The organism is Paenibacillus sp. JT22N1, from assembly GCF_059692155.1.
This window is the reverse complement of the sequence record NZ_JCAUAW010000001.1, coordinates 87,463-111,336: the sequence shown is the minus strand read 5'-3', so window position 1 is coordinate 111,336 and position 23,874 is coordinate 87,463. Positions and strand designations below refer to the sequence as shown.

The following is a 23,874-nucleotide window of genomic DNA, read 5'->3' as shown; positions in this document are numbered from 1 at the left end:
GTTCACCTCTTTTCTTTGTAAGTCAGATCCGAAGCATGTCTAATCTTATGCAGCAGAATGTCCTCTCATTTCTTGAATTTCAGCTCATCAAGTGCCACTCTGTTTTTGAAGCCGAAAGTCGCTTCTTCCCCTAGCGTCTGATCATGAAGAAACCACACTTTGATAACACTTTTGACATTGAGACATTCACTGCTGCCATCTGGCACATAAAGACGAAGCGGATAACCTTTCTTGAGCGCCTGTCCATCTTGAGCATATAAAAATAAGGCGGAATCTAATTGTGACCAAGGCATCAGTGCTTCAAATTCGTCTACTGCCTCCACTTTCAGATGCGTAGGTTCTTCAACATGCTCCCCATTACGGCTGCTCTTCCAGCTCCGATACCACGATTTCAAATCAAAGGCATCTCCCTGCACATTCGGTACACGCTCCTGGAGCGATAACTGCTGCTCAGCAAGAGCAACCATCTCGGATATCGTGAATGCATCATTCTTTATATGTAGGTCTGACACTTGTATGCGCAAATCTTCTTGCATGAATACATTTCCCCTTTCATCCCTAGCGCCATTTGTCATCCAAATGCTCTACCCATTATACCATTTTCAGGTCAAAATATGATATGCTGTAAGGGATTCCAACAACTAAGCCATTAGGAGCAGAGCCGTGAACATACACATCCAACTCTTTGCAGGTTTGGTAGACCTATTCGGGACTTCCGTCCTAATTATAGATATCGAACAAGAATCCATTTCTATTGAGCAGCTCAAGAAGCAGATCACAGCAGCCTATCCGGCAGCTTCCACTCAACTTGCGACCTGTTTTTTTGCTAAAAATCAAGCCTATGCCGGAGATCAGGAAATCGTCACAGCTGCAGATGAAATTGCACTGATTCCCCCTGTGTCAGGCGGTCAACCATCTAAGTATGAAATCACCCACGATACGATTGATCCAGCCGAGGTAGCTTCTAAAGTCAACCACCCTAATCACGGCGCTTCGATTGCCTTCATAGGGACAACGAGAGAGATGACCTATGGGCAGCGGACCGTCCTTTTGGAATATGAAGCCTACATACCAATGGCACTCAAAACCATGGAAATCATCGGTGAAGAGATAGAAAATCAGTGGCCAGGCACGCTTTGTGCAATTACACACCGTTTGGGCAAGGTCGCTATTGCCGAAGCAAGCGTCGTTATTGCCGTTTCATCCCCGCATCGCGTCCATTGCTATGAAGCGAGTCGGTATGCGATTGAACGCCTGAAACAAATCGTACCCATTTGGAAAAAAGAGATATGGGAAGATGGTTCGGAGTGGAAAGGCAGCCAAACAGGTCCCTGGAACCCGCTCCAAACGCCACAATTCGAATAACCCAGACTGGAGATGACCACACTTGGACACACATTTACATATAGATCAAAATGATGACGTTGATACGCGCTATTCCAGACAAGTCCTGTTTTCCCCCATCGGCAAAGAAGGACAGCGCAAACTCGGAGGAAGTCGTGTTGCTATCGTAGGAATGGGTGCTTTAGGCACCGTTCTTGCCAACCATATGGTTCGTGCAGGGGTCGGTTACGTACGACTGATTGATCGTGATTTTGTCGATACTAGCAACTTACAACGACAAATGCTCTACGATGAAGAGGATGCAGCTTCCACCACACCCAAAGCGATTGCAGCTGCAAAACGGTTACAACTCGTGAATTCACAGGTAACGATTGAGCCTCATGTAACCGATCTGAATTCCTTGAATGCTGAACAGCTGTTAAGTGATGTAGATTTAATTCTAGATGGAACCGATAACTTTTCGGTTCGCTTCCTGATTAACGATGTGAGTATCAAACTAGGGATTCCTTGGATTTATGGCGGTGCGGTCGCCTCTAGAGGAGTCTCTTTGACGATCATTCCGGGACAAACACCATGCCTTCGCTGCCTTTTCACACAAGCCCCCGCTGCTGGCACGACTGAAACCTGCGATACTGCTGGCGTTATTGGCGGAATCATTCATGTTGTAGCTTCCTTTCAAGCAACGGAAGCTCTTAAATTGCTTGTTGGCGCGAACGAACAGCTTAATCTTAGAATGCAGCAATGGGACTTATGGTTCAATCAGAATTCAGCGATTAGTGTAGCTGGTGCGCTTAAATCAGACTGTCCCGCTTGCGCAAATAAGCAGTACGATTACTTAGAAGTCGGTGTAGAAAGTGACACGATTCAATCCTTATGTGGTCGTAATTCTGTCCAGATTCATCCGGTAATTCCTTCCGATAAACCGCTTGAATATTGGGAAGAACGATTAAAACCACTTGGTCCGGTAGAGAAAAACCGCTTCCTTTTGAAGTTCCAAGCAGCCCCGGATCTGCACATGATCATCTTTCCGGATGGCCGTGTTCTCATCCAAGGAACTGAAGATTTAATTCAGGCTAAAAGTCTTTACAGCCGATATATTGGGATGTAGTATAACTATATACCTACGGATTATAGGACTAGGAGAGGAGCTTCTATGCGTATACATGTGCTTCAACTTATTGTTGGTGATAAACTTATTTCTGATTCCTACAATATGGTAGGACTTCATCTTCTTTCATCAGGCACTGTCGTTGATAGCGGAGATATCTTGATGCTCAATCGCCACAATGTAGAATATGTAGATATACATCCTAGAGGGAATGAAGCCGTAAATGTGCTTGAAGAACCTACAATCCGACAAGCAAATAGCACGCAATTACACTCTTTTAACGATGCTATCACCGGTATAAAAGATTTATTTGCTGCCGTCGAAAACGGGGAATCTATTCATAATGAATTTATAGAATCCGCTTTCAATCCGATGATAGAGAGCTTTCAGGAGGAGAAAGACGTTGTTTCGTTGCTGCTTTCTTTGAACAGCAAAGATGATTATACGTATCAGCACAGTGTGCAAGTAGGTATGTTATCCTACTATATTGCCAAGTGGATGAATAAAAGTGAGAAAGAAGCCCTTCATATTGGAAAAGCAGGATATCTACACGATATCGGCAAAAGCAAAATCCATTCGGATATTCTACATAAACCCGCAAAGCTAACCAACGATGAGTACAATGAAATTCAGAAGCATACAATATATGGTTATGAAATCATCAAAAAATCCTTAAATGACAATACCCTTGCTCTCGTTGCTCTAGAGCACCATGAACGAATGGATGGTACAGGCTATCCTTTACGCAAAAAGAGTACAGAAATCCATTCGTACTCACTTATCATTTCGGTTGCAGACGTTTACAGTGCTATGATCTGCAACCGGGTTTACCAGCAAAAACGTGATCTACTGATCGTTCTGAAGGAACTACACCGCATGAGTTTTGGCCAGCTTGATCCGAAAATCACGCAAGTATTTATCCGCAACATGATTCCTAATTTTATCGGTAAGAAAGTGTCACTCAGTGACGGACGCGTCGGTACGATCGTCATGACAAATCCATCTGATTTCTTCCGACCGCTCATTAACATTGATAATCAATTCTTGGATTTATCACAGCTTGGCGACGTAGAAATAACGAAAATTGCGATTTAATTAAATAATAAGACTGCTGACTGCAATTGCGATTCCAATATAGACGGCAGCTAGCAGCGTGCCAACAGCTACATTCCCTTGCTTTAGTTGATCAGATAGCTTCACTCCGGGTGTAAGCCAATCAAAGATCCAATACGTAGCAAGCAAACATACATACCCTACCGCGAACCATAAGCTCATATGCCAAATCGAAGAATTCGTATAAGCCGCAATGCCTAATATTATCGCCGTAGCTACAAATTTACCACCCATGGTAATGCCTACGGCTACATTGCCGTTGTTTATTTCCTCCATATCGCGGTAGGGCGTCATTAAACTAAACACATACATACCTGCGAATTGCAGCAGGACAATCACAAATAAACTAATTACTATATCCAAAACTATCATTCTGCCCACCCCCGAAATTTCGCCATGGATTGATCAAAATTGCTGTAATCGTGTACTTCCTCTAGAATAACCTGTACTTCCTTCTTGTTTTTAAAGCTTACATAGCGTTCCTCTGGGATGGGCTGCTTCACTTTTTGTCCTGTTGGTAGATCAGCTACCGCGAAATAGCGGAATTTGCCATCCTGCTCCGTTTTGTAAACCCCCACTAATTTCACATCCGTCTTAATTTCTATTTTTAACTCCGCCAAATCTTTTTCAGCTTCTTCTTTCGTTTTAAATGTCTTAATTGGCTTCCATTGCGAAAGTGTCACATCGTTCTTCCCTTGATTGTCCGTTTTCATTGTTGCCTGCATATAGCTCAGAACCCACACTTGGTCCCCTGTAGCAAAATTCTGATCGTTCGAAATCCGTTCATTATTCGGCAGCAGGACCATATCCCCATCCAATAAATCCCCGACTTTTGCCTGCTGTACTTGATAATCCCACGGTACTTCACCACTCATATTGCTTGTGATTGACGGACTTCCAACTGTAGTCTTACTCAAAACAGCTGGTTTCTTATGAAGTGCACTGCTAATGGCCCAAATGATTAGGATGCATACAACAAAGCCACCTGCCATTAGCCAAAATCGTCCTTGTTTCAAGGTGCTTTCACTCCTATCGCTACAAATTGACTAGCATTTCCTGTAATTATCCCACCTGCTCTACCTAATAGCCCACACGGTGTTCCATTAAGGACAAAGAGACCTGTTAATAAATGTTTATTTCCATGAGCAAAAGGTAGCTCAGGCAAATCGGCTCGCTGCTGATAAACACGCTTGAAAAACACACTCGTATCAAAGCCAACTTCATCTTTGACCTCTAATTCCCCCTGCGTGTTATACAACTCAACCGAGCCGCCTTCCCTACCGAACATGGATTTGGACACATAATCACCTGTAAGATCAGGCGTCATATAAGTAGGCAGCATATAGGCCCTTATTGCCTCATGCTCATCTGAGGTGAACAATTCTGCGCCTTCCTCATGCAAGCCCCATATGATGGCTTGCAAGCCTTTTGACTGCAAGATGACCGCATGTAAGGGATTGAAAAGTTGTATGAATTGTTCTTCAATTGCATAAGAGAAGGCCTCTCCTCCATCATCAATGCCCATCCATTCCTTCGGATACAGCGCAAACATTTTGCTGATGATTTGGTTCTCTCCGACCTTAACGACGCCTTCGTCAATCCATAAATCCAAACAATCGACACAGGTCACCCTTCTTCCACTATGCGCTACAAGAGCATCTATGGTTCCTGTATCTTCAACATGCTTTCCATATGCGATGCAGGCAGCAAAGTCAGGCGCTTCGATCTCCCACGCCGAGCGAATTAGTTCTTTCATAGCACGGTTTGGCGTTTCTATTCCCATTTGATCACATAACCAGGGTGTAGCTATCGCTGCTTCTACATACCCTGTGGGTGTATCTGCGTTCAGCTCTAAAAGCTTAATTTCGCCTTTCTGATTCACGGTAAAATCAAATCTTGCATATCGGCTAATGAAGCCAGCGGCAGCCGGTTCGAGTCGATCTAACCCATCCCACAGCACTTCAGGAATAGACAAGAGCTCATATAACTCCCTCTTCCCTTTCACATAACGAACCGTCTTATCAAACACACGCCACAAAGCTCCAGCCGCATGGATAAGTTCTTCGTATGCATGTCGCTGCATGACCACAATTTGGTCAATCCAGTAAGCTTCCTCTTCCATATCTGCCCATGTAAAACCAAGGCTCGCCAGCTGCAGCACCCTGTGATCTCTGTCGGGAGAAGGCGTCCCTATGACTTCATATATCACAGAAATTAACCTCCTGAACTTGAGCTTGACGAAGAGCTGAAACCACTTGATTTACCGCCAATACTACCGGAAGAGGTTGAGGTCGATTTGGAGCTTGATGTTGTTCCGCCGCTCGTACTGTTTGACGATGACTTATTGGTTGTAAACGAGCCGGTTCCACTCGAGGTTGTTGGTGTCTTCGTTGTCGATCGATTCGAAAACGAACTCGGTTGATAGGTTTTCGTCACATATGGTGTATTGGAACGATAATAAGAGGAACGGTGATTGCTTCCCCAACTACTTGATGAATAAGGACTTACCGTATTAAAGATCAAATGGTACAGTAATAGATCATCCCACCCAAAACCACCGCCGCCGGTTACCTGGTTCACAATGATAGGGGTCGTACTTCCTCCAGAGCCTGTTGAACTCCCCCCTGCTACAGGCGTAGGAGACGGAGAAGGCGACGTCGCTTTATTATCCGATAGAACGGGTACGGGCAAACTCCAGTCAATTGAAGGGTCGTAATAAGCTTTGACGTCTTCTGATGACCATTCAACCAGCTTAGATGCTCCGGATCCAGCAGCACTCGGATTAGGAGACTCTACAGCATGCGCAGATAGCAGCAGCATATGACTAACCAGCATGATGCCTATAGAGGTTGAAAGCACTTTAAGCGGTCGTTTCACTACTTGTTCCCTCCCCCTCCTGAGCTTACCGTAACCAATAGAAGCTCAAAAACATTAAGATCTAAGTTTAATCTTCCTTCGATCATTTCATATTCTTTACCTCCAATAAGAACAAAGTTAGCTACATTTAAGGCTTGAATGAGCTGCTCATCCCATGGGCGTTCACTAATTTTTTGCAGTTGTCCGTCCACCAATTTTTCGAAGAGCGTAATATTCATCGATTCATCTTCCTCCATCCAAATCTGTATACTAGATAAAACGCGTGAACAGACCATTTGTTTCAATTTAGTGAAAATAAATAAAGCCTATCCCTAAGGATAGACTTTATTGGATTAATATGCGATGCGTTTTGCTCGTAGAAACGTTGATTTCCAATACGCTTTATCGATATTAGTAATCTGAACACCATCCTTTGGTTTAGGTGAAGCATGAAGCATTTGCATGTTGCCTATATAAATACCAACATGTCCAATTGTTTTATTGGTTTTGAATCGACCTGGTACATAGAAAAACATCAAATCACCTTTGCGCAAGGATTTTCGGCTAACCAATTGTCCTTGCGCCGCTTGTTGACGAGCAAGCCTCGGTAGCTTTACACCATATTTTCCATAGACATATTGGGTAAACGTCGAGCAATCAAATTTTCCTGTTTGCGGATAAGCTCCTGTACCGAATATATATCTCACACCTAAATATTGCTTGCCTTTGTTAATCATTGCATTAATATCAATGTTCCTAATAACTGGAATTACTTCTTCATGATTAGTGGATGCCCACACCTCAAGGTCACCCTCATCTTGTGGCATAGATGCCGGTTTAGCTCCCGTACCTTCACCTTTGAAAGGATCCGTTGGATCATCGCTAAACTCAAGCTCAGCTGTGTTACCGCGGGGGTCGTTGTCATCTTCATGTTCAATTGGAGCAACCGGAGCAGCATGAATCAACAATTGGCCATTCTTCACTTCATATGACATATCTTCTTGAAACAAATCTGCCAAAGCGGAGACTGGCAAGTAGGCCGAATTCCCCTCCTTGATAAAGGGTTCGCTAACTTGAATTTCTGAACCATCCTTCATGGCTTTCTTCGAATTCATGGTCACTTCGAAGTTTGCGTCATTATCGCCAATTAACAGCCTCTGATTACTTTCTTCCTTTGACTGGAACTTTAGGGTTTTGATGAGTTCACTTGCAGCTACATAATTTACATTGTTAATCACTTTAATGGGTACAACAGCGTTATCATTACCTAATGTCGTTCCTTGTCCTGGTTGTGACAAGCTCTGAGACTGCATATTGCCTGTACCTGACTGTGTGGTAGGATTCTTCGTTGGTGCCGCTTTATTCGGGCTGACATTACCCCTCCCACAAGCGGTTGTAGTTGCCATCATGACTACTATGCTACCAATTGCTACTACTTTCAGCCTTTTCCACATCGCTTCTATTCTCCTTTAGGGACACATAATTATCCTCTATAGATTGAGACAAGCGGCTTGCAAATATGCATAAAAGGCCATTTGAACTACTTGGATCATCTTGGAAGCTTCTAGATTAGAGCGTATACTAACTAAACCATCTCATATGGAGGGAGGGAGAAAAGAAGGTTATCCCATTTTATTTGTCGAATATGGGAATATATTGAATGAAGGAGTGATCGAGATGGCAGGCTTTTTGAATGGACTTTTAGGCAATTTTTCAGAGGTTTCCGTAGATGAGCTCACAAAGCAGTATGGCATCTATCTCATGCCCAGCGAAAAGGTGACAACAGGCTTTAAGTTAGTCAGAGATACATTTATCGTTACAGATGAAAGAATTATTCTTATTGATCATCAAGGTGTTACTGGCAAAAAAACTAGGATCGCTTCCATTGATCTTGACTCTATCTATGATGTTACGATGGAAACAGGCGGCACAGGCTTCGATGATAGTGAATTAACGATCCATTACATTACGTCTCCTTATTACAAAGCCAACAATGCTGTCACGACTTCCTATAAATTTGAGTTCGGTAAAAAATTCAACCTCCAACCTTTCTATGTTGCCATTCTGACTCTAGCAACACAGAATCGCAAACGTATTAACGCTTAATTAGAGAGACTTATTTGCTAGAAAAAAATTTACTAAAAAAAGCGTGCCCGAGAAACTCGGGCACGCTTTAAGTTGTGCATATCGATTAACCGATGGAACCTTCCATCTCAAACTTAATGAGACGATTCATTTCTACGGCATATTCCATTGGAAGTTCTTTCGTGAACGGCTCAATGAAGCCCATAACGATCATTTGTGTTGCTTCAGCCTCAGTAAGACCGCGGCTCATGAGGTAGAACAATTGATCCTCAGATACCTTGGATACTGTTGCTTCATGCTCAAGCGTAATGTTATCGTTCATGATTTCATTATATGGAATCGTATCTGACGTTGACTCGTTATCAAGAATCAACGTATCACATTTGATGTTCGCTTTGGAACCTTGGGAGTTGCGTCCGAAGGAAGCCAGACCACGGTACGTTACTTTACCACCGTGTTTGGAGATCGATTTGGATACGATCGTTGAAGTTGTGTCAGGCGCCAGATGCGTCATTTTCGCGCCAGCATCTTGGTGCTGCCCTTTACCAGCTACAGCGATGGAAAGAACCATCCCTTTAGCGCCGCGGCCTTTCAGCACAACAGCTGGGTACTTCATTGTCAGCTTGGAACCGATGTTACCATCGACCCATTCCATTGTAGCGCCTTCTTCTGCAACCGCACGTTTGGTAACGAGGTTGTAGATGTTCGGTGCCCAGTTTTGAATCGTTGTATAACGTGCACGGGAGTTTTTGAGACATACGATTTCAACTACCGCACTATGAAGGGAGTTTGTGCTGTAAATAGGAGCTGTACAGCCCTCTACGTAGTGCACGAAGCTTTCCTCATCGGTAATGATCAATGTACGCTCGAATTGTCCCATGTTCTCGGAGTTAATACGGAAGTAAGCCTGCAATGGAACTTCACATTTTACGCCTTTAGGCACATAGATGAATGAACCACCGGACCATACTGCACTGTTCAACGCAGCGAATTTATTGTCGCTAGGTGGAATAATGGTTCCGAAATATTGTCTAAACAGCTCTGGGTACTCACGAAGCGCCGAATCCGTATCTGTGAAGATAACGCCTTGGTCTTCGAGTTCCTTTTGCATGCTGTGGTAAACAACCTCAGATTCATACTGAGCGGATACACCAGCTAAGAATTTTTGTTCTGCTTCAGGAATACCGAGTTTATCGAAAGTTTCTTTAATTTCTGTAGGAACTTCTTCCCACGTTTTTCCTTGCTTTTCAGACGGTCTTACATAGTACTGGATATCATCAAAATCCAAGTCATCCATGTTTCCGCCCCAACGTGGCATTGGCATTTTGAAAAATTGCTCCAGGGATTTCAGACGAAACTCTAGCATCCACTCAGGTTCGCCTTTAATTCTGGAGATTTCTTCAACGATTTCACGAGTTAAGCCTTTACCCGATTGAAAAATCGATTTGTGCTCATCTCTAAAACCATATTTATAATCCTCGAGATCTGGCATTTGTTTAGCCATGGTTGATTCCTCCTTAGAATTTTTGTGCAATAAAAAACAGCTTTTCTAATCTATGCATCGCTTTTGCGTTAGTTATCGGTTTTTTGAGAATGTTCAATCCCTTTGCGAAGTGCGTTCCATGCCAGGGTTGCACATTTAATACGTGCTGGGAATTTATTTACGCCAGATAACGCCTCAATATCTTCGTATTCAAATTCAACAGGTTCGCCCTTCATCAAGCCAGAAAAACCATCAGCCATCTTCAGTGCCTCTTCGATGGTCTTACCTTTGACCGCATCCGTCATCATGGATGCAGAGGATAAGCTAATCGAACAACCTTCGCCTGTGAACTTAGCCATCTTCACGATTCCATCTTCAACCTGCATTTGCAGCGAGATTTTATCACCACATGTTGGGTTATTCAGATCAATCGTAACAGCTTCGCCAGACTCAAACTTCCCACGGTTGCGCGGTGTTTTATAGTGATCCATAATCACTCTACGGTATAAATCATCCAATTGCATGGCCGAAGTACTCCTTTGTTTTTTGTAAGGCCAACACAAGTCGGTCAATATCCGCTTCTGTATTGTATAGATAGAAGCTTGCACGAGCCGTAGAACTCACCTCAAGCCATCTCATTAAAGGCTGACAGCAATGGTGACCGGCACGCACAGCAACTCCTTCCGCATCCAGAACGGTTGCCACATCATGAGGATGCACATCGCCTAGATTAAACGTTACGAGTCCTGCACGGTTCGCAGTAGGTCCATAGACAACTAGATCTTCGATCTGGGTCATACGGTCCATTGCATAATTCGTGAGCTGAATATCGTGTTTATAAATATTGTCCATACCGACTTCTTGAAGAAAATCGATTGCCGCGCCGAGGCCAACAGCTCCTGCGATAATTGGTGTTCCACCTTCAAACTTCCAAGGCAGTTCTTTCCATGTTGACTCATAGAGATCCACATGATCAATCATCTCGCCGCCAAACTCAACGGGCTCCATATTCTCAAGCAAGGCCTTCTTTCCATACAATGCCCCGATTCCGGTAGGGCCACACATCTTGTGACCGGAAAGCGCGTAGAAGTCGCAATCCAAATCTTGTACATCCACCTTCATATGTGGTGTGCTTTGTGCGCCATCGACCATCATCTTCGCACCATGTTTATGGGCGATTTGGGCGATTTCTTTGATCGGATTTACGACACCCAGAACGTTGGAAACATATACAACCGAAACGATTTTCGTACGATTGGTTATCGTGTTTTCAACATCTGTAAGCGAAATCGAACCATCAGGCTGTAAAGGAATATATTTTAAAGTAGCACCTGTTGCCTTGGCAGCTTGCTGCCATGGAATCAGGTTGCTGTGATGCTCCATCGGTGTAAGGACGATTTCATCGCCTTCACGCAGTACAGATTTCGCATAACTGCTTGCTACAATATTGATTGCCGTTGTCGTGCCTCTAGTGAAAATGATTTCCTGCTCACTGGATGCACCAATGAACTTAGCCACTTTGGCTCTAGCTCCTTCGTATGCATCCGTTGCACGGGAACCTAGGGTATGAACCCCGCGGTGAACGTTCGCATTGTCCCACTCATAGTAGTGCTTCAGTGCTTCAATCACCTGAATAGGCTTCTGGGAAGTAGCAGCACTGTCCAAGTACACCAGCGGATGACCGTTCACTTCTTGCTTCAGAATGGGAAAAAGTTCACGTATCTCCGAGGTATTCATTGTCCCAGCTTCCTCTCCACTAATCTTTGTAGCTGTTCTTCAACGCTCTTAATTGGAATTTCGGAAACGACTGGCGCCAAGAATCCGTAAATAATTAAGCGCTGAGCTTCTTCCTTCGTAATCCCACGAGACATCAGATAGTGAACTTGCTCAGCATTGACTTGGCCAACACTCGCCGCATGACCAGCTTTAACATCATCCTCATCAATAAGAAGAATTGGATTCGCGTCGCCGCGTGCTTTCGGGCTGAGCATAAGTACTTTCTCTGTTTGTTGACCGTTACAGCCTGTTGCGCCTTTTTCGATCTTCGTAATCCCGTTGATGATCGCTGTTGAGCCATCTCTCATTACGGCACGAGTAATCATGTCGCTTGTCGAAGCCTTGCCCCAATGCACAGCGCGTGTTGTCAGGTTCAACTTCTGCTCCTGAGTTCCTACACAGATCACTTTAGCATCGGAGTCGGAACCTTTGCCTTTAAGGATCGATGTTGTATCAGAAAGTGTGTTGCCGTAGTTCATTTCACCAACTACCCACTGAATGCTCGCATCGTTATCGATGATCGCACGGCGGTAAGTCAAGTCCGTAACGGATTCTTCCAAGTTATGAACAGATGCATAGTTAACTCGCGCACCTGGCTTCACGAATACTTCAACGATCCCGTTCTGTACCATCGGAACACCTGATACGGAGGATACAAAATTATCTACATAAGTAACAGAGCTGAACTGCTCTGCAACAATCAAGACATGCGGTGCAAAAGTCGCTTCGGCATCATCTGTTACAAATAACGCTTGCAGCGGAAGGGTCACTCGAACGTCTTTCGGTACATAGATGAAAATACCGCCATTCCATAGAGCAGCATGTAAAGCTGTTAATTGATTTTCATTGGCTTCTACAGCTTTCATGAAGTATGGCTTCACCAAATCCGCATGATCGCGAATTGCTGTTTCCAAATCGGTGAAAATAACGCCTTGCTGTTTCAATTCCGCCGATACTTGATTGAACACGATACCGGAGTTGCGTTGTACGATCAAGTTTTCGGAATTAGCTAATCCTTTGGCAACTTCGGGTAAAGCATCGAGGGATGCCAAAGGAGCTTGCGTTTTATATGAACCATAGGAGGAGATGCTCCAACGGTCAATTCTCGTCTTTTCTAGTGCAGGTAATTCCAAAGAATTCGCTAACGCTAACCCTTCTGTACGAAGGGCAGTCACCCACTCCGGCTCTTGTTTGCTGCGGGAGAGCTCGATGACAGCATTAGTATCTATGGAAAGTGTTGTTTGACTACTCATGGTATTCCTCCTAATATATGGACCTTGGGTCGTAGACCAAAGTCTCTCCTCCTTTAGTACTTCGGTCCAGGCGTGTTCATTGGAACTTTAAATTCTTCCGTATCTTGGCCAACAGTTTCATCCACGATACCGAGTTCTTCTTTGATCCAATCGTAACCTTCCGCTTCCAGACGCTCTGCAAGCTCAGGGCCACCGGATTTCACAATACGACCTTGCATCATAACATGTACAAAATCAGGTTTAACGTAGTTCAGCAAACGTTGGTAATGCGTAATGATCAAGAAGCCGCGCTCTTCGCTGCGCATAGCATTAACACCTTCAGCTACGATGCGTAATGCATCGATGTCAAGACCGGAGTCAATTTCATCAAGAATGACAAACTTTGGCTCAAGCAAAAGCATTTGTAGAATCTCGTTACGTTTCTTCTCACCACCGGAGAAGCCTTCGTTCAGGTAACGGTGCATGAACTCTGGGTTCATTTCTAATTGCTTCATCTTCGCTTCCATTTGGCGAATGAACTTGATCAACGAGATTTCGTTGCCCTCACCGCGGCGAACATTCATTGCGCTGCGCAAGAAGTCAGCGTTTGTTACGCCTGTGATTTCGCTTGGATATTGCATAGCTAAGAACAAACCAGCGCGTGCTCTCTCGTCAACAGCCATTTCGAGAACATCTTCACCGTCTAATGTTACAGTACCCTCAGTTACTTCATATTTCGGGTGACCCATCAGAGCAGAAGCCAATGTACTTTTACCTGTACCATTTGGTCCCATGATGGCATGAATTTCGCCGCCTTTGATTTCCAGGCTAAGACCCTTCAAAATTTCCTTTCCTTCGACGTTCGCTTTTAGACCGTCTATTGTAAATGTTGATGAATTCGCCATTTCTTAAGCCTCCATAATGTGTTTGAATGTACAAGATAAACGACAACCATTTCAAATGATTATCATTGATTCTCATTAGAATAATTCTATTATAACTTACTATGCTAAATCAAGAAAGGGCATTTGTATGAAAAAGATGGTCATTTTCTGAAAATGCAACCTTTTAATTACGCCAAAGTATGCTTAATTTCAGCAACCCTCGCAGCAAACGCCTCATTACTCAACACTGGAACCAAGGAAGACTCTTCCGGTATAGCAGCCCCAAGCTCAATCCATGATTTGCAGCCTATGTAGGCTTGTTCGATCGGAATTTGCAAGGGCTGCACCAATGTATATACCCTTAACAGCATGATATGAAGCGGATTTTTGCGTTTCCACTTTAATCTTTCTTCCGTGAAATTTTCAGTCCAAATGTGATAAGGATACAGTTTATTCAACTGTTCTTGATCACTGACCTCAATATCTTCAACCATTCGAGCAAAGCTGCTAATCGTTACGTGTGTATCCTCTGCACGCCAGCCTATGAGGGATTCATCGATAACCCCGCGATAATCTTCCTTCAATAATTCTTTTCTCTGATGTTCATACGTCGGATAGAGAAAGAAATCAGCGGATTCCACTTGAAAATCTTTTGTTTCCTCAACAATTCCTCCCTTGCGCATAATAAAAATTTGCGTTCCATCTTCCAATGCTTTAACAGCCGATGCCCATTCCTTCAGGGCCTTTGGTTTCCCCATGACGCAAACACCTCGTTCTCCTCATTAATCTTATTTATTATAAGGAATATAAGGAAGCAAAACAATGTGACATAAGGAGGTGAAGCAATTTCGCTCTAGATTGAGGTGTATTAAATCAGATCAATCGTTTATATGCTCATTGGTTTGCTCAGGCGAGATTTAAGCAGCAATTGTTGCACTTTCTACAACATCATTCACCGCGAATGTGAATTTATTCAACATGGCAACCACTATAGCCCATCTACTATTTTCCAAGTCGCTCCATATAAGTGAACGCAGCATAAAAAAAAGGGATGGCCTTTACGAACCAGGGGCCATCCCTTTACTCTCACTTTTATTTCGAAGTTTCAGCGTAATACGTTGGTTGCATACGGGTAAACTGGTCTTGATTTTGCTTCATGGGATTAGGATCAGCAGTCACGCTAGGAGCATCAGCATCGAAAGCGATCAGGAGCAAGAAGAAGCAAGCAGCCACAACAAGCAGCAGATTCAGGATTTTCATCACAATGACATCCTCCAGAACTGTTTTGCTCCAAGTATAGCCAAGTTTCATCATCCACATGTTTGTTCAGGTTAAAGATTTTGTAAATATCGATTATCCTAGGAATGACTGAAGCATCCAGCGATGCTTTTCCAAGGAAGTTTGAATGGCTAGAAGCATGTCGGACGTCGTATCATCTTGAACTTCTTCACAAGCCAGCATACCCGCTTTTAATTCTTGCGTAAGGATCGTGAAATCTTCTATAACAGCTTCGACCATTTTTGTGGCGGTTTCTGTACCCAAAGCCTCTTTTAGGGACGATAATTCCATAAAAGCTTTCATTGTGGCCGCCGGCTGACCACCTATAGAAAGCAACCGTTCAGCCAGCTCGTCCACGTGAAGGGCAGCTTCATTATATAACTCTTCAAATTTAACATGCAGCGTGAAAAACTGATTGCCTTTCACATACCAATGAAAGTTGTGCAGCTTGACATAAAGTAAACCCCAGTTTGCAATTTGCTTATTCAGAACAACTTGGATAGATTGTGTTAAGGACGTTGTCACCATATTAAGCCTCCTCATCTTTATTAATCGGTTATATTCTGTTCATGTACGCGTTAATTTACGTAAGAAGCACTTATTTTATGTAATTTGTGCAACATTTCCAAAGTTAGTATTTCAAGCAGCTACATTTTGTCTTATACTAGGAAAAGACGATTAAAACATAGTAAGTTAGTTGGAATTAAATCCAATGAATCATAGGAGGTTACTACATGTCCACTTATCATCCTTTAAGTGAAGCCCAAGCCATTGAATACGCACGTAAAATTCCAAATCTGTTTCAACCGGGATCAGACTTAACTAGCCATGAAATCGGCGACGGCAACTTAAATCTCGTTTTTCGCATATCGGAAACAGCTACAGGAAAAAGTATTATTTTAAAACAAGCCCTTCCTTATGCCAAAGTTGTCGGCGAATCCTGGCCTTTAACACTGGACCGTGCACGAATTGAAAGTGAAGCGCTCTTGATTGAAGAAAGTTTGAATCCAGACCTTGTACCTCACGTTTATGCCTATGATGCTGATTTGGCGCTTACCGTGATGGAAGATCTGAGTGACCATGTCATTATGCGCAGAGGGTTGATTGAACGTAACCAATACCCACTCTTTGCTGAGCATATCGGTCGCTTTCTAGCAAATACGTTATTTTTCACTTCGGATCTAGGCAAAAACCAGCAAGAAAAGAAAATCCAACAGGGTCGATTCATCAACCCCGAGCTTTGCAAAATTACAGAAGACTTAATCTTCGATGATCCGTATCGCGATGCAGAAACGAACAATATCGAAGCGCACATCCGTGATGCGGCAGAACAGCTTTGGGCGGACAGCGAGCTTCACTTTGAGGTAGCTATCCTTCGCAACAAATTCCTTACGAGTGCACAAGCGCTCCTTCATGGTGATTTGCACACAGGAAGCATCTTTATCAAACCAGATTCCACGAAGGTGATTGATCCTGAGTTCGCTTACTATGGGCCGATGGGCTTCGATATTGGCGCTGTACTCGCGAATCTGCTCCTCAATTTCGCTGCTCAAGAGGGCTGGAGTAAAGATACTGAGAGCCGTGCTTCCTATCGCGCGTATTTATTACAAACCGTGAAGGATGTATGGACCCATTTCGAAACGAATTTCCGCGCGTTATGGAATGAGCATGGTGTAGATCGTGTATTCCAAACACCTGACTATCAAGACTACTTCCTATCCAATCTACTCCAAGATACTGTCGGATTCGCGGGAGCTAAAATGGTTCGCCGTATTGTCGGACTTGCACATGTGGCTGATATTGATAAAATCGAAGATGCAGCTGCAAGAGAGCGTGCACAGCGCTTGGCGTTAGCAATTGGCACTTCATTCATTCGTACCAATCGTCAAGTGAAATCCATCGATGAACTTATTGCCATCGCCACCCAAGAATCTGCTGCAGAAAGAGGATTTGTCCTATGACGAACACGAACAACAAAGATTTAGAAGTACAAAACCTTGAGAACCAAGGTGCCTTGCAATCCTTGCGTTGGAATGGCAAGCAGCTTGATCTGCTAGATCAACGGCTGCTGCCGGAAGAGATTGTGTATTTGCCGCTGGAAACACCGATAGAGGTGTGGGAAGCGATCCGACATTTGAAGGTTCGCGGCGCACCAGCGATAGGAATCGCCGCCGCGTATGGGGTATACCTCGGCATCCGTGAAGTGGATGCTCAGATGGAAGGGCTTCTGGCGGAAGTCCAGAAGCAAGCGGACTACCTGGCGACATCGCGTCCGACAGCTGTGAACTTGTTCTGGGCGCTCGATCGTATGAGAGCGCAGGCTGTTGCTTTGGCAGCAGCAGGCGTAAGCACAGCTGCCTTCAAGGAAGCCCTCCTGGACGAAGCGCAGAAGATTCAAGCAGAGGACGAGGAGACGAACCGCCTTATCGGCGAACATGCGCTAACGCTGTTCGAGGATGGATTCGGCGTGCTGACGCACTGCAACGCCGGGGGCTTAGCGACAGCCAAGTACGGCACGGCGTTAGCGCCGTTCTACTTGGCTAAGGAAAAAGGCATGAACATCAAAGTGTTCGCGGATGAGACCCGCCCGGTGCTGCAAGGCGCACGGCTGACGGCCTTTGAACTGCAGCAAGCAGGCGTTGATGTGACGCTGATCTGTGACAACATGGCCGGCGCGGTCATGTCGAAGGGTTGGATCCAGGCTGTCATCGTAGGAACAGACCGCGTAGCGGCTAACGGTGACGTTGCCAACAAAATCGGCACCTACAGCGTAGCCGTACTGGCGAAAGCGCACGGCATACCGTTCTACGTGGCGAGCCCGCTCTCCACGATCGATCTGAATACGCCTACGGGCGGAGACATCCCCATTGAAGAGCGTCATGAGGATGAGATTACACAAGGCTTCGGTAAACGCACAGCTCCTCTGGGTGTGAAAGTATTTAATCCCGCCTTCGACGTGACACCTAACGAATATGTGACAGCCATTATTACAGAAAAAGGCATTATTCAAGCTCCTTACACGGAAAACTTGCGGAAGCTGTTCGAATAAGAAAAAGGCTGTTCCCTGCGTAGTAGATCATCACTCTACGAGGGAACAGCCTTTTTATTTTATCCATGATTCAATAGTTGATCACGATATTGATTCGGAGTGACACCATGTGCTTTCTTAAAGACATAGTGCAAATAATTACTAGATGCAAAGCCATTGCTTTCCGCAATTTTGTCAAGGGTTAACGAGGTTTGAAGCAACTCGCTGCATACATGTTTCAATCGTACCTGTTCCAAGTATTCGCTGAACGAGATGTTCGCCTGCTCCTTAAAGATACGCTGAAGCTGTCTTGAACTGATCTGTAAGCGTTCAGCTACTCCTTCAAGCGTAAGTGGACGACGGAAGTTATCCTCAATAAATTGAATAGCAAGCTGATACCGATAGCTCTTCATATCACGCGCAGGCAGGTTCAACCCTTGCTGATCCGCCTTATAGGCCCCCACTGTCCTTAACAACATTTGCACAATGGATTGCTTAATAATCGTGTACTGCCCTAGCTGATTGCTTCGCCAAGCTTCATAAGCGATAAGAAAGCACTTCATGGCTTCCTGTCGGTCTAAAGCAGGGACATGAGGAAGCTCGCTCAGCTGCCTTAGGCATGCATCTGCCTCAGCAATCTCCCAAGCTTCTCCCCATGCTTCAGAGACTGGCACAGAACCTCGCTCAGCTTCACCTTGATCCAGCTTTACGATATCCACATGCAGACAAAGTTCGCCCATCGCTTCCCGCTCATCGGCTTCTTGGCGATGACTGACGCCTGGTGCCGTTACATAAAGCATGCCTTCATGAAGGGGATGCGTGACACCGTCCAGAATCACCCTGCCTTTGCCATAGGGGATATAATGAATTTCATACTCGGAATGTTGATGAAAATCTATGATCATTCCTGCAGGAAAAGAAGTCAGATGACAGCGCAATACTCGAAGTCCATAAGAACCCCATCGAAAGCTTAACTCCAAGCGATCCAATGCCATTGGATTCTCGACCATGGGTTCGAAGTAAAATGGCTGGCTCATCCGTAGACCCTCCTTTCATACCTGCTAAAATTATTGGTTTAGTGAATCAAGTCGCACTTGTTGTTTGGCTGCAACGGAACGATTAGAAGCCTCCATCAGCTTCGTTAAATCCACAGCAAGCCCAATATTTTCAACCGCTTTTGTCCCATTTTGAATATGAGCTACCCATTGATCGAACGCAGATGGCTTCGCTTCTGGACCGTTCTCATACGCTACCCATTGCGTGCTTGCATCTGCAAGCTTTTTCGTACGAAGTAAGACTCTTCCATCATGATCGGAATAAAGGACACTGCCATCCGTACCGTGAACTTCAATCACAAACGGTGAAGCTGCGTTCACAAAACCAGCTTCCACGATGCCTAATGCACCATTTGCATACTGAAGGGTTGCTACGGCATTATCTTCAACTTCTCTACCTGTTACATAGCCGTAAGAAGCGCTTACAGCTTCAGGCAGCCCCAATAATAAACGAGTTAAATACATAGGATGACAACCGAGATCAATTAGGGCGCCTCCGCCACATTGCTCTGCATTATAGAAGTGCTCTGGCAACCAACCGTTCGGATTTTCATTCGTGGAAATGCCGCCATTGTGTGATAAGCGTGTTCGAACGAGTGTAATCTGGCCCAATAATTCTTTCTGGACAATTTCTTGAATCGCTAACGTATAAGTTGGATTCAGACGAGGCAATGAAACTGTCAATGTCACACCTGCTTCATTAACAGCGTTCAGAATCTCATTAACTTCATGTAAGGTTGGTGCAATTACTTTTTCTGTGAAAATATGTTTACCTGCCTTCGCAGCAGCGATCATTACGTCTCGGTGTAGGTTGGTCGGTGTATCCACAACAACAGCATCAATTTCCTTATTTGCTAATAACTCCGCTAGATCTGTGTAAAAGCTCACTCCGCGCTTAGCCGCTTCCGCTTGCCCACGTTCTGGAAGCTCATCCCAAACCGCAACAATCTGAGTATCTGGATGCCCCTCTACTTGTTTTGCATAGTCATTTGCATGCACGTGCCAAAAACTTAACATCGCTACTTTAATCATGTTAACCTCCAAATAAGTGACTTGGCTTCATTGTAACATGCCATAACGTCTTGATAAATTTCGAATTAGCGACAGAATAAGGTGCAAAATAACGACATCTTTTATTACTTGGTTACAGGCACCGCATTATAATACTCTTCCATTGTCAAGCTTTTGCTTACTATTTCTTTCGCAACATCTATACCCACATAACGAATATGCCATGGCTCGTATTGATAACCGGTAATCGTTGTTTTCCCTTTGGGATAACGAATAATAAAACCGTACTCCGCCACATGTGTTTCAAGCCATTTCGCTTCCTTGGTCCCACCAAAGCAATCTTCCGCCGCACACTTCCCGTCACTTCCCGTTACATCTATGGCTAGTCCAGTTTCATGCTCACTCGTTCCAGGAACAGCACTGTACATTTTGGCTTTCTCTTCGCCATCTTTAAGTACATAGCGCTGGAAAATAGATTTCTGCGTCGCATAAGAGCGATATGCCGAAACTCCAGATAGGCGGATACCGTCCTTCTCAGCTCCAGCAAAGAGTTTTTCGATCGCACTGGCAGCGGCTTTACGCATTTTACGTTTTTCATTTTTCTCAGCAAAAATAAATGGAATATCAGGATATACCAAATCAGTCGGCTCGTAGCTCGAGGGCAGTGAATTTTGCTTATTTACTAGAACAGTTATACTCTCCGGTTTCGCAACAACTTGGATAGCTCCGCTCTTTGGCGGAACGGCAGAGGTTGATGGGGAAGCCGTAGGAACAATTGAGGGTTTCGGGGTTATGACAGGCGATGGAGAAGGGCTCGAAGAAGCTGTAGGACTTCCCAAACTAACCGGCGGAGTAGCCGTTGCAGTGGAACTACCTGAAGGAGCTACTTCCCCCTTGCTGCATCCTGTTGCTATGGATAACGCCAAGAGTATGGCGAGCGCATATTTCGACTTGTTGTTCATGATCTTCTAGTTGCCTCCTCAAATATGAAAAACTTACACAAGAAATAGACTTCTGATCTCATGCAAAAGTTGCATCGCAAATGAGAAAACCTCTATCGAGGCCTATCAAGGATGTGCGACCGCGTTTAGAGGTAGGTTTTATCGCCAATAAGAAAGCGGTTTTCGGGATCCGAAAACTTATACTTTCTTATGTGGACAAAAAGGCTGCAATTTTAGGTTTTAAGCCTAGATCACAGCCTTCTTATTTTATGCGTATTCGTGTATGGTTACAAGTTTAGAATTCGTAAAATAATTCCTTTGCTCTTCTAGCCTTGACTTGATGCAATCGCTTGTTCCAAATCATAGATAATATCTTCGATCGCTTCCGTACCAACGGACAATCGAATAAGTCCTGGTGACACACCGGCAGATACTTGTTCCTGCTCATTCAATTGTGCATGCGTCGTGCTTGCAGGATGAATAATCAATGACTTCGAATCACCGACATTCGCCAAATGAGAGAATAATTTAACGGAATGTATCAGCTTCTTGCCTGATTCAATTCCGCCTTTAATACCAAAGCTCAAAATAGCACCTTGCCCCTTCGGCAAATACTTCTGAGCAAGTTTATAGGAAGGATGGCTTTCTAAGCCAGCATAACTAACCCATTCTACGGAGTCATGAGACTCTAAAAATTGAGCAACCTTAAGGGCATTGGAACTGTGGCGCTCCAAACGCAGATGCAGTGTCTCAAGTCCTTGCAATAAAAGGAACGAACTGTTAGGAGATAACGAAGCCCCTAAATCTCGAAGCAGTTGAACCCTTGCTTTAATGATGTAGGCAATAGGACCGACAGCCTCAGTATAGACGACGCCGTTATAACTTGGATCAGGTTTCGTCAAACCAGGAAATTTACCGCTTGCAGCCCAATCAAATTTACCACTATCTACAATAACACCGCCAATCGTTGTTCCGTGTCCGCCAATGAATTTGGTTGCGGAGTGAACAACAATATCGGCCCCGTGCTCAATCGGTCTAAGCAGGTAAGGACTCGGGAATGTATTATCAATAATCAAAGGAATCCCATTTTCGTGTGCTATAGCCGCTACAGCCTCAATATCGAGAATATCCCCCCTAGGATTACCGATCGATTCCGCATAAATGGCTTTGGTCTTGTCGGTGATCGCACCTCGGAAATTTTCCGGATTGCTCGGATCAACGAATTTCACTATAATACCTAGTTTACGTAATGTATTTGAAAATAAATTATATGTACCGCCATATAAGGAAGAAGCTGAAACGATTTCATCTCCTACCTCAGCAATGTTCAGAATTGAGAAGGTAATGGCTGCCTGACCGGATGCTACAGCAAGAGCGGCTGGGGCACCTTCCAACGCGGCAATCCGTTTCTCAAATACATCGGTCGTAGGGTTCATTATACGCGTATAAATATTGCCAAATTCTTTAAGCGCAAATAAATTTGCAGCATGGTCCGTATCGTTAAACACATAGGAAGTCGTTTGATAAATCGGTACAGCCCTTGAATTGGTCGCCGGATCAACTTGTTGACCTGCATGAATTGCTAACGTTTCCGGTAAGTACTGGCGTTCTGAATCTGACATTGCACATGCCTCCTAGGATAAAAATAAATTGAATCAAAGAAATCATTTACTATAAATCTGATAATTCCCACTGGAATAGTATACAATCATTCTAATGGAAATATCTAGGTAAAGTCAATATAACACATTGAGATTTTTTTCTATAGTACATGCAAGCAAGAGCGGGCCTTTCTCAAGATTGGTCTGGTGGAAGAAGAACAATTCGACCATCCTCCATCGCAACGCGAACTTTATTCGTATTGGAAGCACCAATCGATTCGAGGAAGTTAGCAGGAATTTGCAGTCTACCCGCCTTGTCAACGACCGCATATTCCACATGAGAGTCACCATCAGCAGAAATGATGCCTTGCTCAAGCTCCAGCAATTCCTCTTGATACGATTTGCGCCGCAGTATCTCCGAAGAGGTTTTGCCATCACGAATGGCAACGACGCGGTCTACTTTCTTAGCTAGAAGCGGATCGTGTGTGACGATAACAACCGTTAAACCGAAGCTGCGGTTCAGCTCACGAAATAGATCGAGAATTTGATTCGCCATCTTTGTATCGACAGACCCTGTCGGTTCATCAGCGAGCAAGAGCCTCGGCTGATTAGCAAGCGCAATAGCAATAGCCACACGCTGCTGTTCTCCGCCAGAGAGCTCATTTAGCTTATTTTTTCTTCGGTGGCTCAAACCTACAGCTTCCAGTAAATCTAGTGCTCTATGGCGCTTACGTCGTCCCTGCAACAAGATTGGCAGCTCTACATTTTCTAAAGCTGTCAAATAGGGAATCAGGTTGCGGGCATTATTTTGCCAGACGAAGCCCACTGTTTCCCTTTTATACTTCACCAGATCCGATTCTTTAAATTTCAACAGATCCTTCCCATCTACATGGAGATTACCTGCTGAAGGTCGATCTAACCCTCCGAGCATATTCAACAGCGTTGATTTGCCACTGCCACTGTTGCCGATAATCGCCATCAGCTCTCCCTCCTCAATGTGGAGATCAAGCCCTTGTAAAGCGACGACTTCAATGTCAGCCGTTTTATAGATTTTAACTAGATTTTCACAGTGAATCATC

The 23,874-nt window shown here is 44.4% G+C and carries 25 protein-coding genes and 1 pseudogene; 6 read left to right on the top strand and 20 right to left on the bottom strand.

All coding sequences use genetic code 11. The features are described 5' to 3' along the window. Positions 1 to 65 precede the first annotated feature (65 nt). Positions 66 to 536 carry a hypothetical protein gene (locus tag AC58UU_RS00485; protein WP_497312004.1) on the bottom strand — a complete coding sequence of 157 codons (471 nt, stop codon included), beginning with the start codon at positions 534 to 536 and terminating at the stop codon, positions 66 to 68. 127 nt (positions 537 to 663) lie between these two features. On the opposite strand from AC58UU_RS00485, the gene AC58UU_RS00480 reads away from it, so the two are divergent. From AC58UU_RS00480 to AC58UU_RS00470, 3 genes are read left to right on the top strand one after another with little or no spacing between them, the layout of a single operon-like run. Next, positions 664 to 1,365 (top strand): molybdenum cofactor biosynthesis protein, encoded by a 702-nt coding sequence (locus tag AC58UU_RS00480; protein WP_497312002.1) that lies wholly within the window; start codon positions 664 to 666, stop codon positions 1,363 to 1,365. Between the two features lie 22 nt (positions 1,366 to 1,387). After that, a complete protein-coding gene (locus AC58UU_RS00475; protein ID WP_497312000.1) occupies positions 1,388 to 2,452 on the top strand; it encodes a ThiF family adenylyltransferase in 1,065 nt (354 codons plus the stop codon). Positions 2,453 to 2,497: 45 nt separating this feature from the next. Beyond that, a complete protein-coding gene (locus tag AC58UU_RS00470) occupies positions 2,498 to 3,547 on the top strand; it encodes an HD-GYP domain-containing protein (protein WP_497311998.1) in 1,050 nt (349 codons plus the stop codon). Here AC58UU_RS00470 and AC58UU_RS00465 read toward each other — a convergent pair whose 3' ends face one another. From AC58UU_RS00465 to AC58UU_RS00440, 6 genes are all read right to left on the bottom strand, one after another. Then, on the bottom strand, positions 3,548 to 3,937 hold the full coding sequence (locus AC58UU_RS00465; RefSeq protein WP_497311996.1) for a DUF350 domain-containing protein: 390 nt from the start codon (positions 3,935 to 3,937) through the stop codon (positions 3,548 to 3,550). Next, complete coding sequence (locus AC58UU_RS00460; protein WP_497311995.1) at positions 3,934 to 4,581, bottom strand: signal peptide protein; 648 nt, start codon at positions 4,579 to 4,581, stop codon at positions 3,934 to 3,936. Before AC58UU_RS00460 ends, AC58UU_RS00465 begins: the two co-directional genes overlap by 4 nt. Then, a complete protein-coding gene (locus tag AC58UU_RS00455; RefSeq protein ID WP_497311993.1) occupies positions 4,578 to 5,774 on the bottom strand; it encodes a glutathionylspermidine synthase family protein in 1,197 nt (398 codons plus the stop codon). The genes AC58UU_RS00460 and AC58UU_RS00455 overlap by 4 nt, the downstream gene beginning before the upstream one ends. A gap of 5 nt (positions 5,775 to 5,779) precedes the next feature. Next, positions 5,780 to 6,442, bottom strand: a complete 663-nt coding sequence (locus tag AC58UU_RS00450; RefSeq protein WP_497311992.1) for a hypothetical protein — start codon at positions 6,440 to 6,442, stop codon at positions 5,780 to 5,782. After that, on the bottom strand, positions 6,442 to 6,660 hold the full coding sequence (locus tag AC58UU_RS00445) for a hypothetical protein (protein WP_497311990.1): 219 nt from the start codon (positions 6,658 to 6,660) through the stop codon (positions 6,442 to 6,444). The genes AC58UU_RS00450 and AC58UU_RS00445 overlap by 1 nt, the downstream gene beginning before the upstream one ends. Positions 6,661 to 6,774: 114 nt before the next feature. Further along, positions 6,775 to 7,875 carry a C40 family peptidase gene (locus tag AC58UU_RS00440; protein ID WP_497311988.1) on the bottom strand — a complete coding sequence of 367 codons (1,101 nt, stop codon included), beginning with the start codon at positions 7,873 to 7,875 and terminating at the stop codon, positions 6,775 to 6,777. 223 nt (positions 7,876 to 8,098) lie between these two features. Between AC58UU_RS00440 and AC58UU_RS00435 the strand changes: the two genes are divergently transcribed. Next, positions 8,099 to 8,527: a PH domain-containing protein gene (locus AC58UU_RS00435; protein ID WP_497311986.1), complete on the top strand. Its 429-nt coding sequence runs from the start codon at positions 8,099 to 8,101 to the stop codon at positions 8,525 to 8,527. 85 nt (positions 8,528 to 8,612) lie between these two features. On the opposite strand, the gene sufB is transcribed toward AC58UU_RS00435, so the two are convergent. The 8 genes from sufB to AC58UU_RS00395 form a co-directional block, all read right to left on the bottom strand. Beyond that, the gene (gene sufB / locus AC58UU_RS00430; protein ID WP_047676683.1) at positions 8,613 to 10,010 is read right to left on the bottom strand and encodes a Fe-S cluster assembly protein SufB; all 1,398 of its coding nucleotides are present in this window, start codon (positions 10,008 to 10,010) and stop codon (positions 8,613 to 8,615) included. A 68-nt stretch (positions 10,011 to 10,078) separates the two neighbouring features. Then, positions 10,079 to 10,513: a Fe-S cluster assembly sulfur transfer protein SufU gene (sufU, locus tag AC58UU_RS00425; RefSeq protein WP_171642966.1), complete on the bottom strand. Its 435-nt coding sequence runs from the start codon at positions 10,511 to 10,513 to the stop codon at positions 10,079 to 10,081. Next, on the bottom strand, positions 10,500 to 11,726 hold the full coding sequence (locus AC58UU_RS00420) for a cysteine desulfurase (protein ID WP_497311983.1): 1,227 nt from the start codon (positions 11,724 to 11,726) through the stop codon (positions 10,500 to 10,502). Before AC58UU_RS00420 ends, sufU begins: the two co-directional genes overlap by 14 nt. Continuing rightward, positions 11,723 to 13,018 (bottom strand): Fe-S cluster assembly protein SufD, encoded by a 1,296-nt coding sequence (sufD, locus tag AC58UU_RS00415; RefSeq protein WP_497311981.1) that lies wholly within the window; start codon positions 13,016 to 13,018, stop codon positions 11,723 to 11,725. The genes AC58UU_RS00420 and sufD overlap by 4 nt, the downstream gene beginning before the upstream one ends. Before the next feature lie 53 nt (positions 13,019 to 13,071). Beyond that, the gene (gene sufC / locus AC58UU_RS00410) at positions 13,072 to 13,902 is read right to left on the bottom strand and encodes a Fe-S cluster assembly ATPase SufC (RefSeq protein WP_060645665.1); all 831 of its coding nucleotides are present in this window, start codon (positions 13,900 to 13,902) and stop codon (positions 13,072 to 13,074) included. 167 nt (positions 13,903 to 14,069) lie between these two features. Next, entirely contained in the window at positions 14,070 to 14,639 is a 570-nt protein-coding gene (locus AC58UU_RS00405) for a DUF1802 family protein (protein ID WP_497311979.1), read from the bottom strand. Between the two features lie 334 nt (positions 14,640 to 14,973). Continuing rightward, positions 14,974 to 15,141 carry a hypothetical protein gene (locus AC58UU_RS00400; RefSeq protein WP_497311977.1) on the bottom strand — a complete coding sequence of 56 codons (168 nt, stop codon included), beginning with the start codon at positions 15,139 to 15,141 and terminating at the stop codon, positions 14,974 to 14,976. A 93-nt stretch (positions 15,142 to 15,234) separates the two neighbouring features. Next, positions 15,235 to 15,687 (bottom strand): Dps family protein, encoded by a 453-nt coding sequence (locus AC58UU_RS00395; protein WP_497311975.1) that lies wholly within the window; start codon positions 15,685 to 15,687, stop codon positions 15,235 to 15,237. 206 nt (positions 15,688 to 15,893) lie between these two features. On the opposite strand from AC58UU_RS00395, the gene mtnK reads away from it, so the two are divergent. Together mtnK and mtnA are read left to right on the top strand one after the other, a co-directional pair. Continuing rightward, positions 15,894 to 17,120 carry an S-methyl-5-thioribose kinase gene (gene mtnK, locus AC58UU_RS00390; RefSeq protein WP_497311973.1) on the top strand — a complete coding sequence of 409 codons (1,227 nt, stop codon included), beginning with the start codon at positions 15,894 to 15,896 and terminating at the stop codon, positions 17,118 to 17,120. Further along, entirely contained in the window at positions 17,117 to 18,208 is a 1,092-nt protein-coding gene (gene mtnA, locus AC58UU_RS00385) for an S-methyl-5-thioribose-1-phosphate isomerase (protein WP_497311971.1), read from the top strand. The genes mtnK and mtnA overlap by 4 nt, the downstream gene beginning before the upstream one ends. A gap of 59 nt (positions 18,209 to 18,267) precedes the next feature. Here the strand turns inward: mtnA and AC58UU_RS00380 are convergent, their stop codons facing one another. The 5 genes and pseudogenes from AC58UU_RS00380 to AC58UU_RS00360 all read right to left on the bottom strand — a co-directional run bounded on the left by AC58UU_RS00380 (position 18,268) and on the right by AC58UU_RS00360 (position 23,873). Continuing rightward, a complete protein-coding gene (locus tag AC58UU_RS00380) occupies positions 18,268 to 19,224 on the bottom strand; it encodes an AraC family transcriptional regulator (RefSeq protein ID WP_497311969.1) in 957 nt (318 codons plus the stop codon). A gap of 30 nt (positions 19,225 to 19,254) precedes the next feature. Beyond that, complete coding sequence (locus AC58UU_RS00375; RefSeq protein WP_497311967.1) at positions 19,255 to 20,274, bottom strand: Gfo/Idh/MocA family protein; 1,020 nt, start codon at positions 20,272 to 20,274, stop codon at positions 19,255 to 19,257. Positions 20,275 to 20,452: 178 nt separating this feature from the next. After that, positions 20,453 to 20,837: pseudogene (locus tag AC58UU_RS00370) on the bottom strand (M15 family metallopeptidase); the annotation flags it as partial. 683 nt (positions 20,838 to 21,520) lie between these two features. Continuing rightward, complete coding sequence (locus AC58UU_RS00365; RefSeq protein ID WP_497311965.1) at positions 21,521 to 22,816, bottom strand: homocysteine synthase; 1,296 nt, start codon at positions 22,814 to 22,816, stop codon at positions 21,521 to 21,523. 172 nt (positions 22,817 to 22,988) lie between these two features. Then, complete coding sequence (locus tag AC58UU_RS00360; protein ID WP_497311964.1) at positions 22,989 to 23,873, bottom strand: ABC transporter ATP-binding protein; 885 nt, start codon at positions 23,871 to 23,873, stop codon at positions 22,989 to 22,991. Position 23,874: the final 1 nt, after the last annotated feature.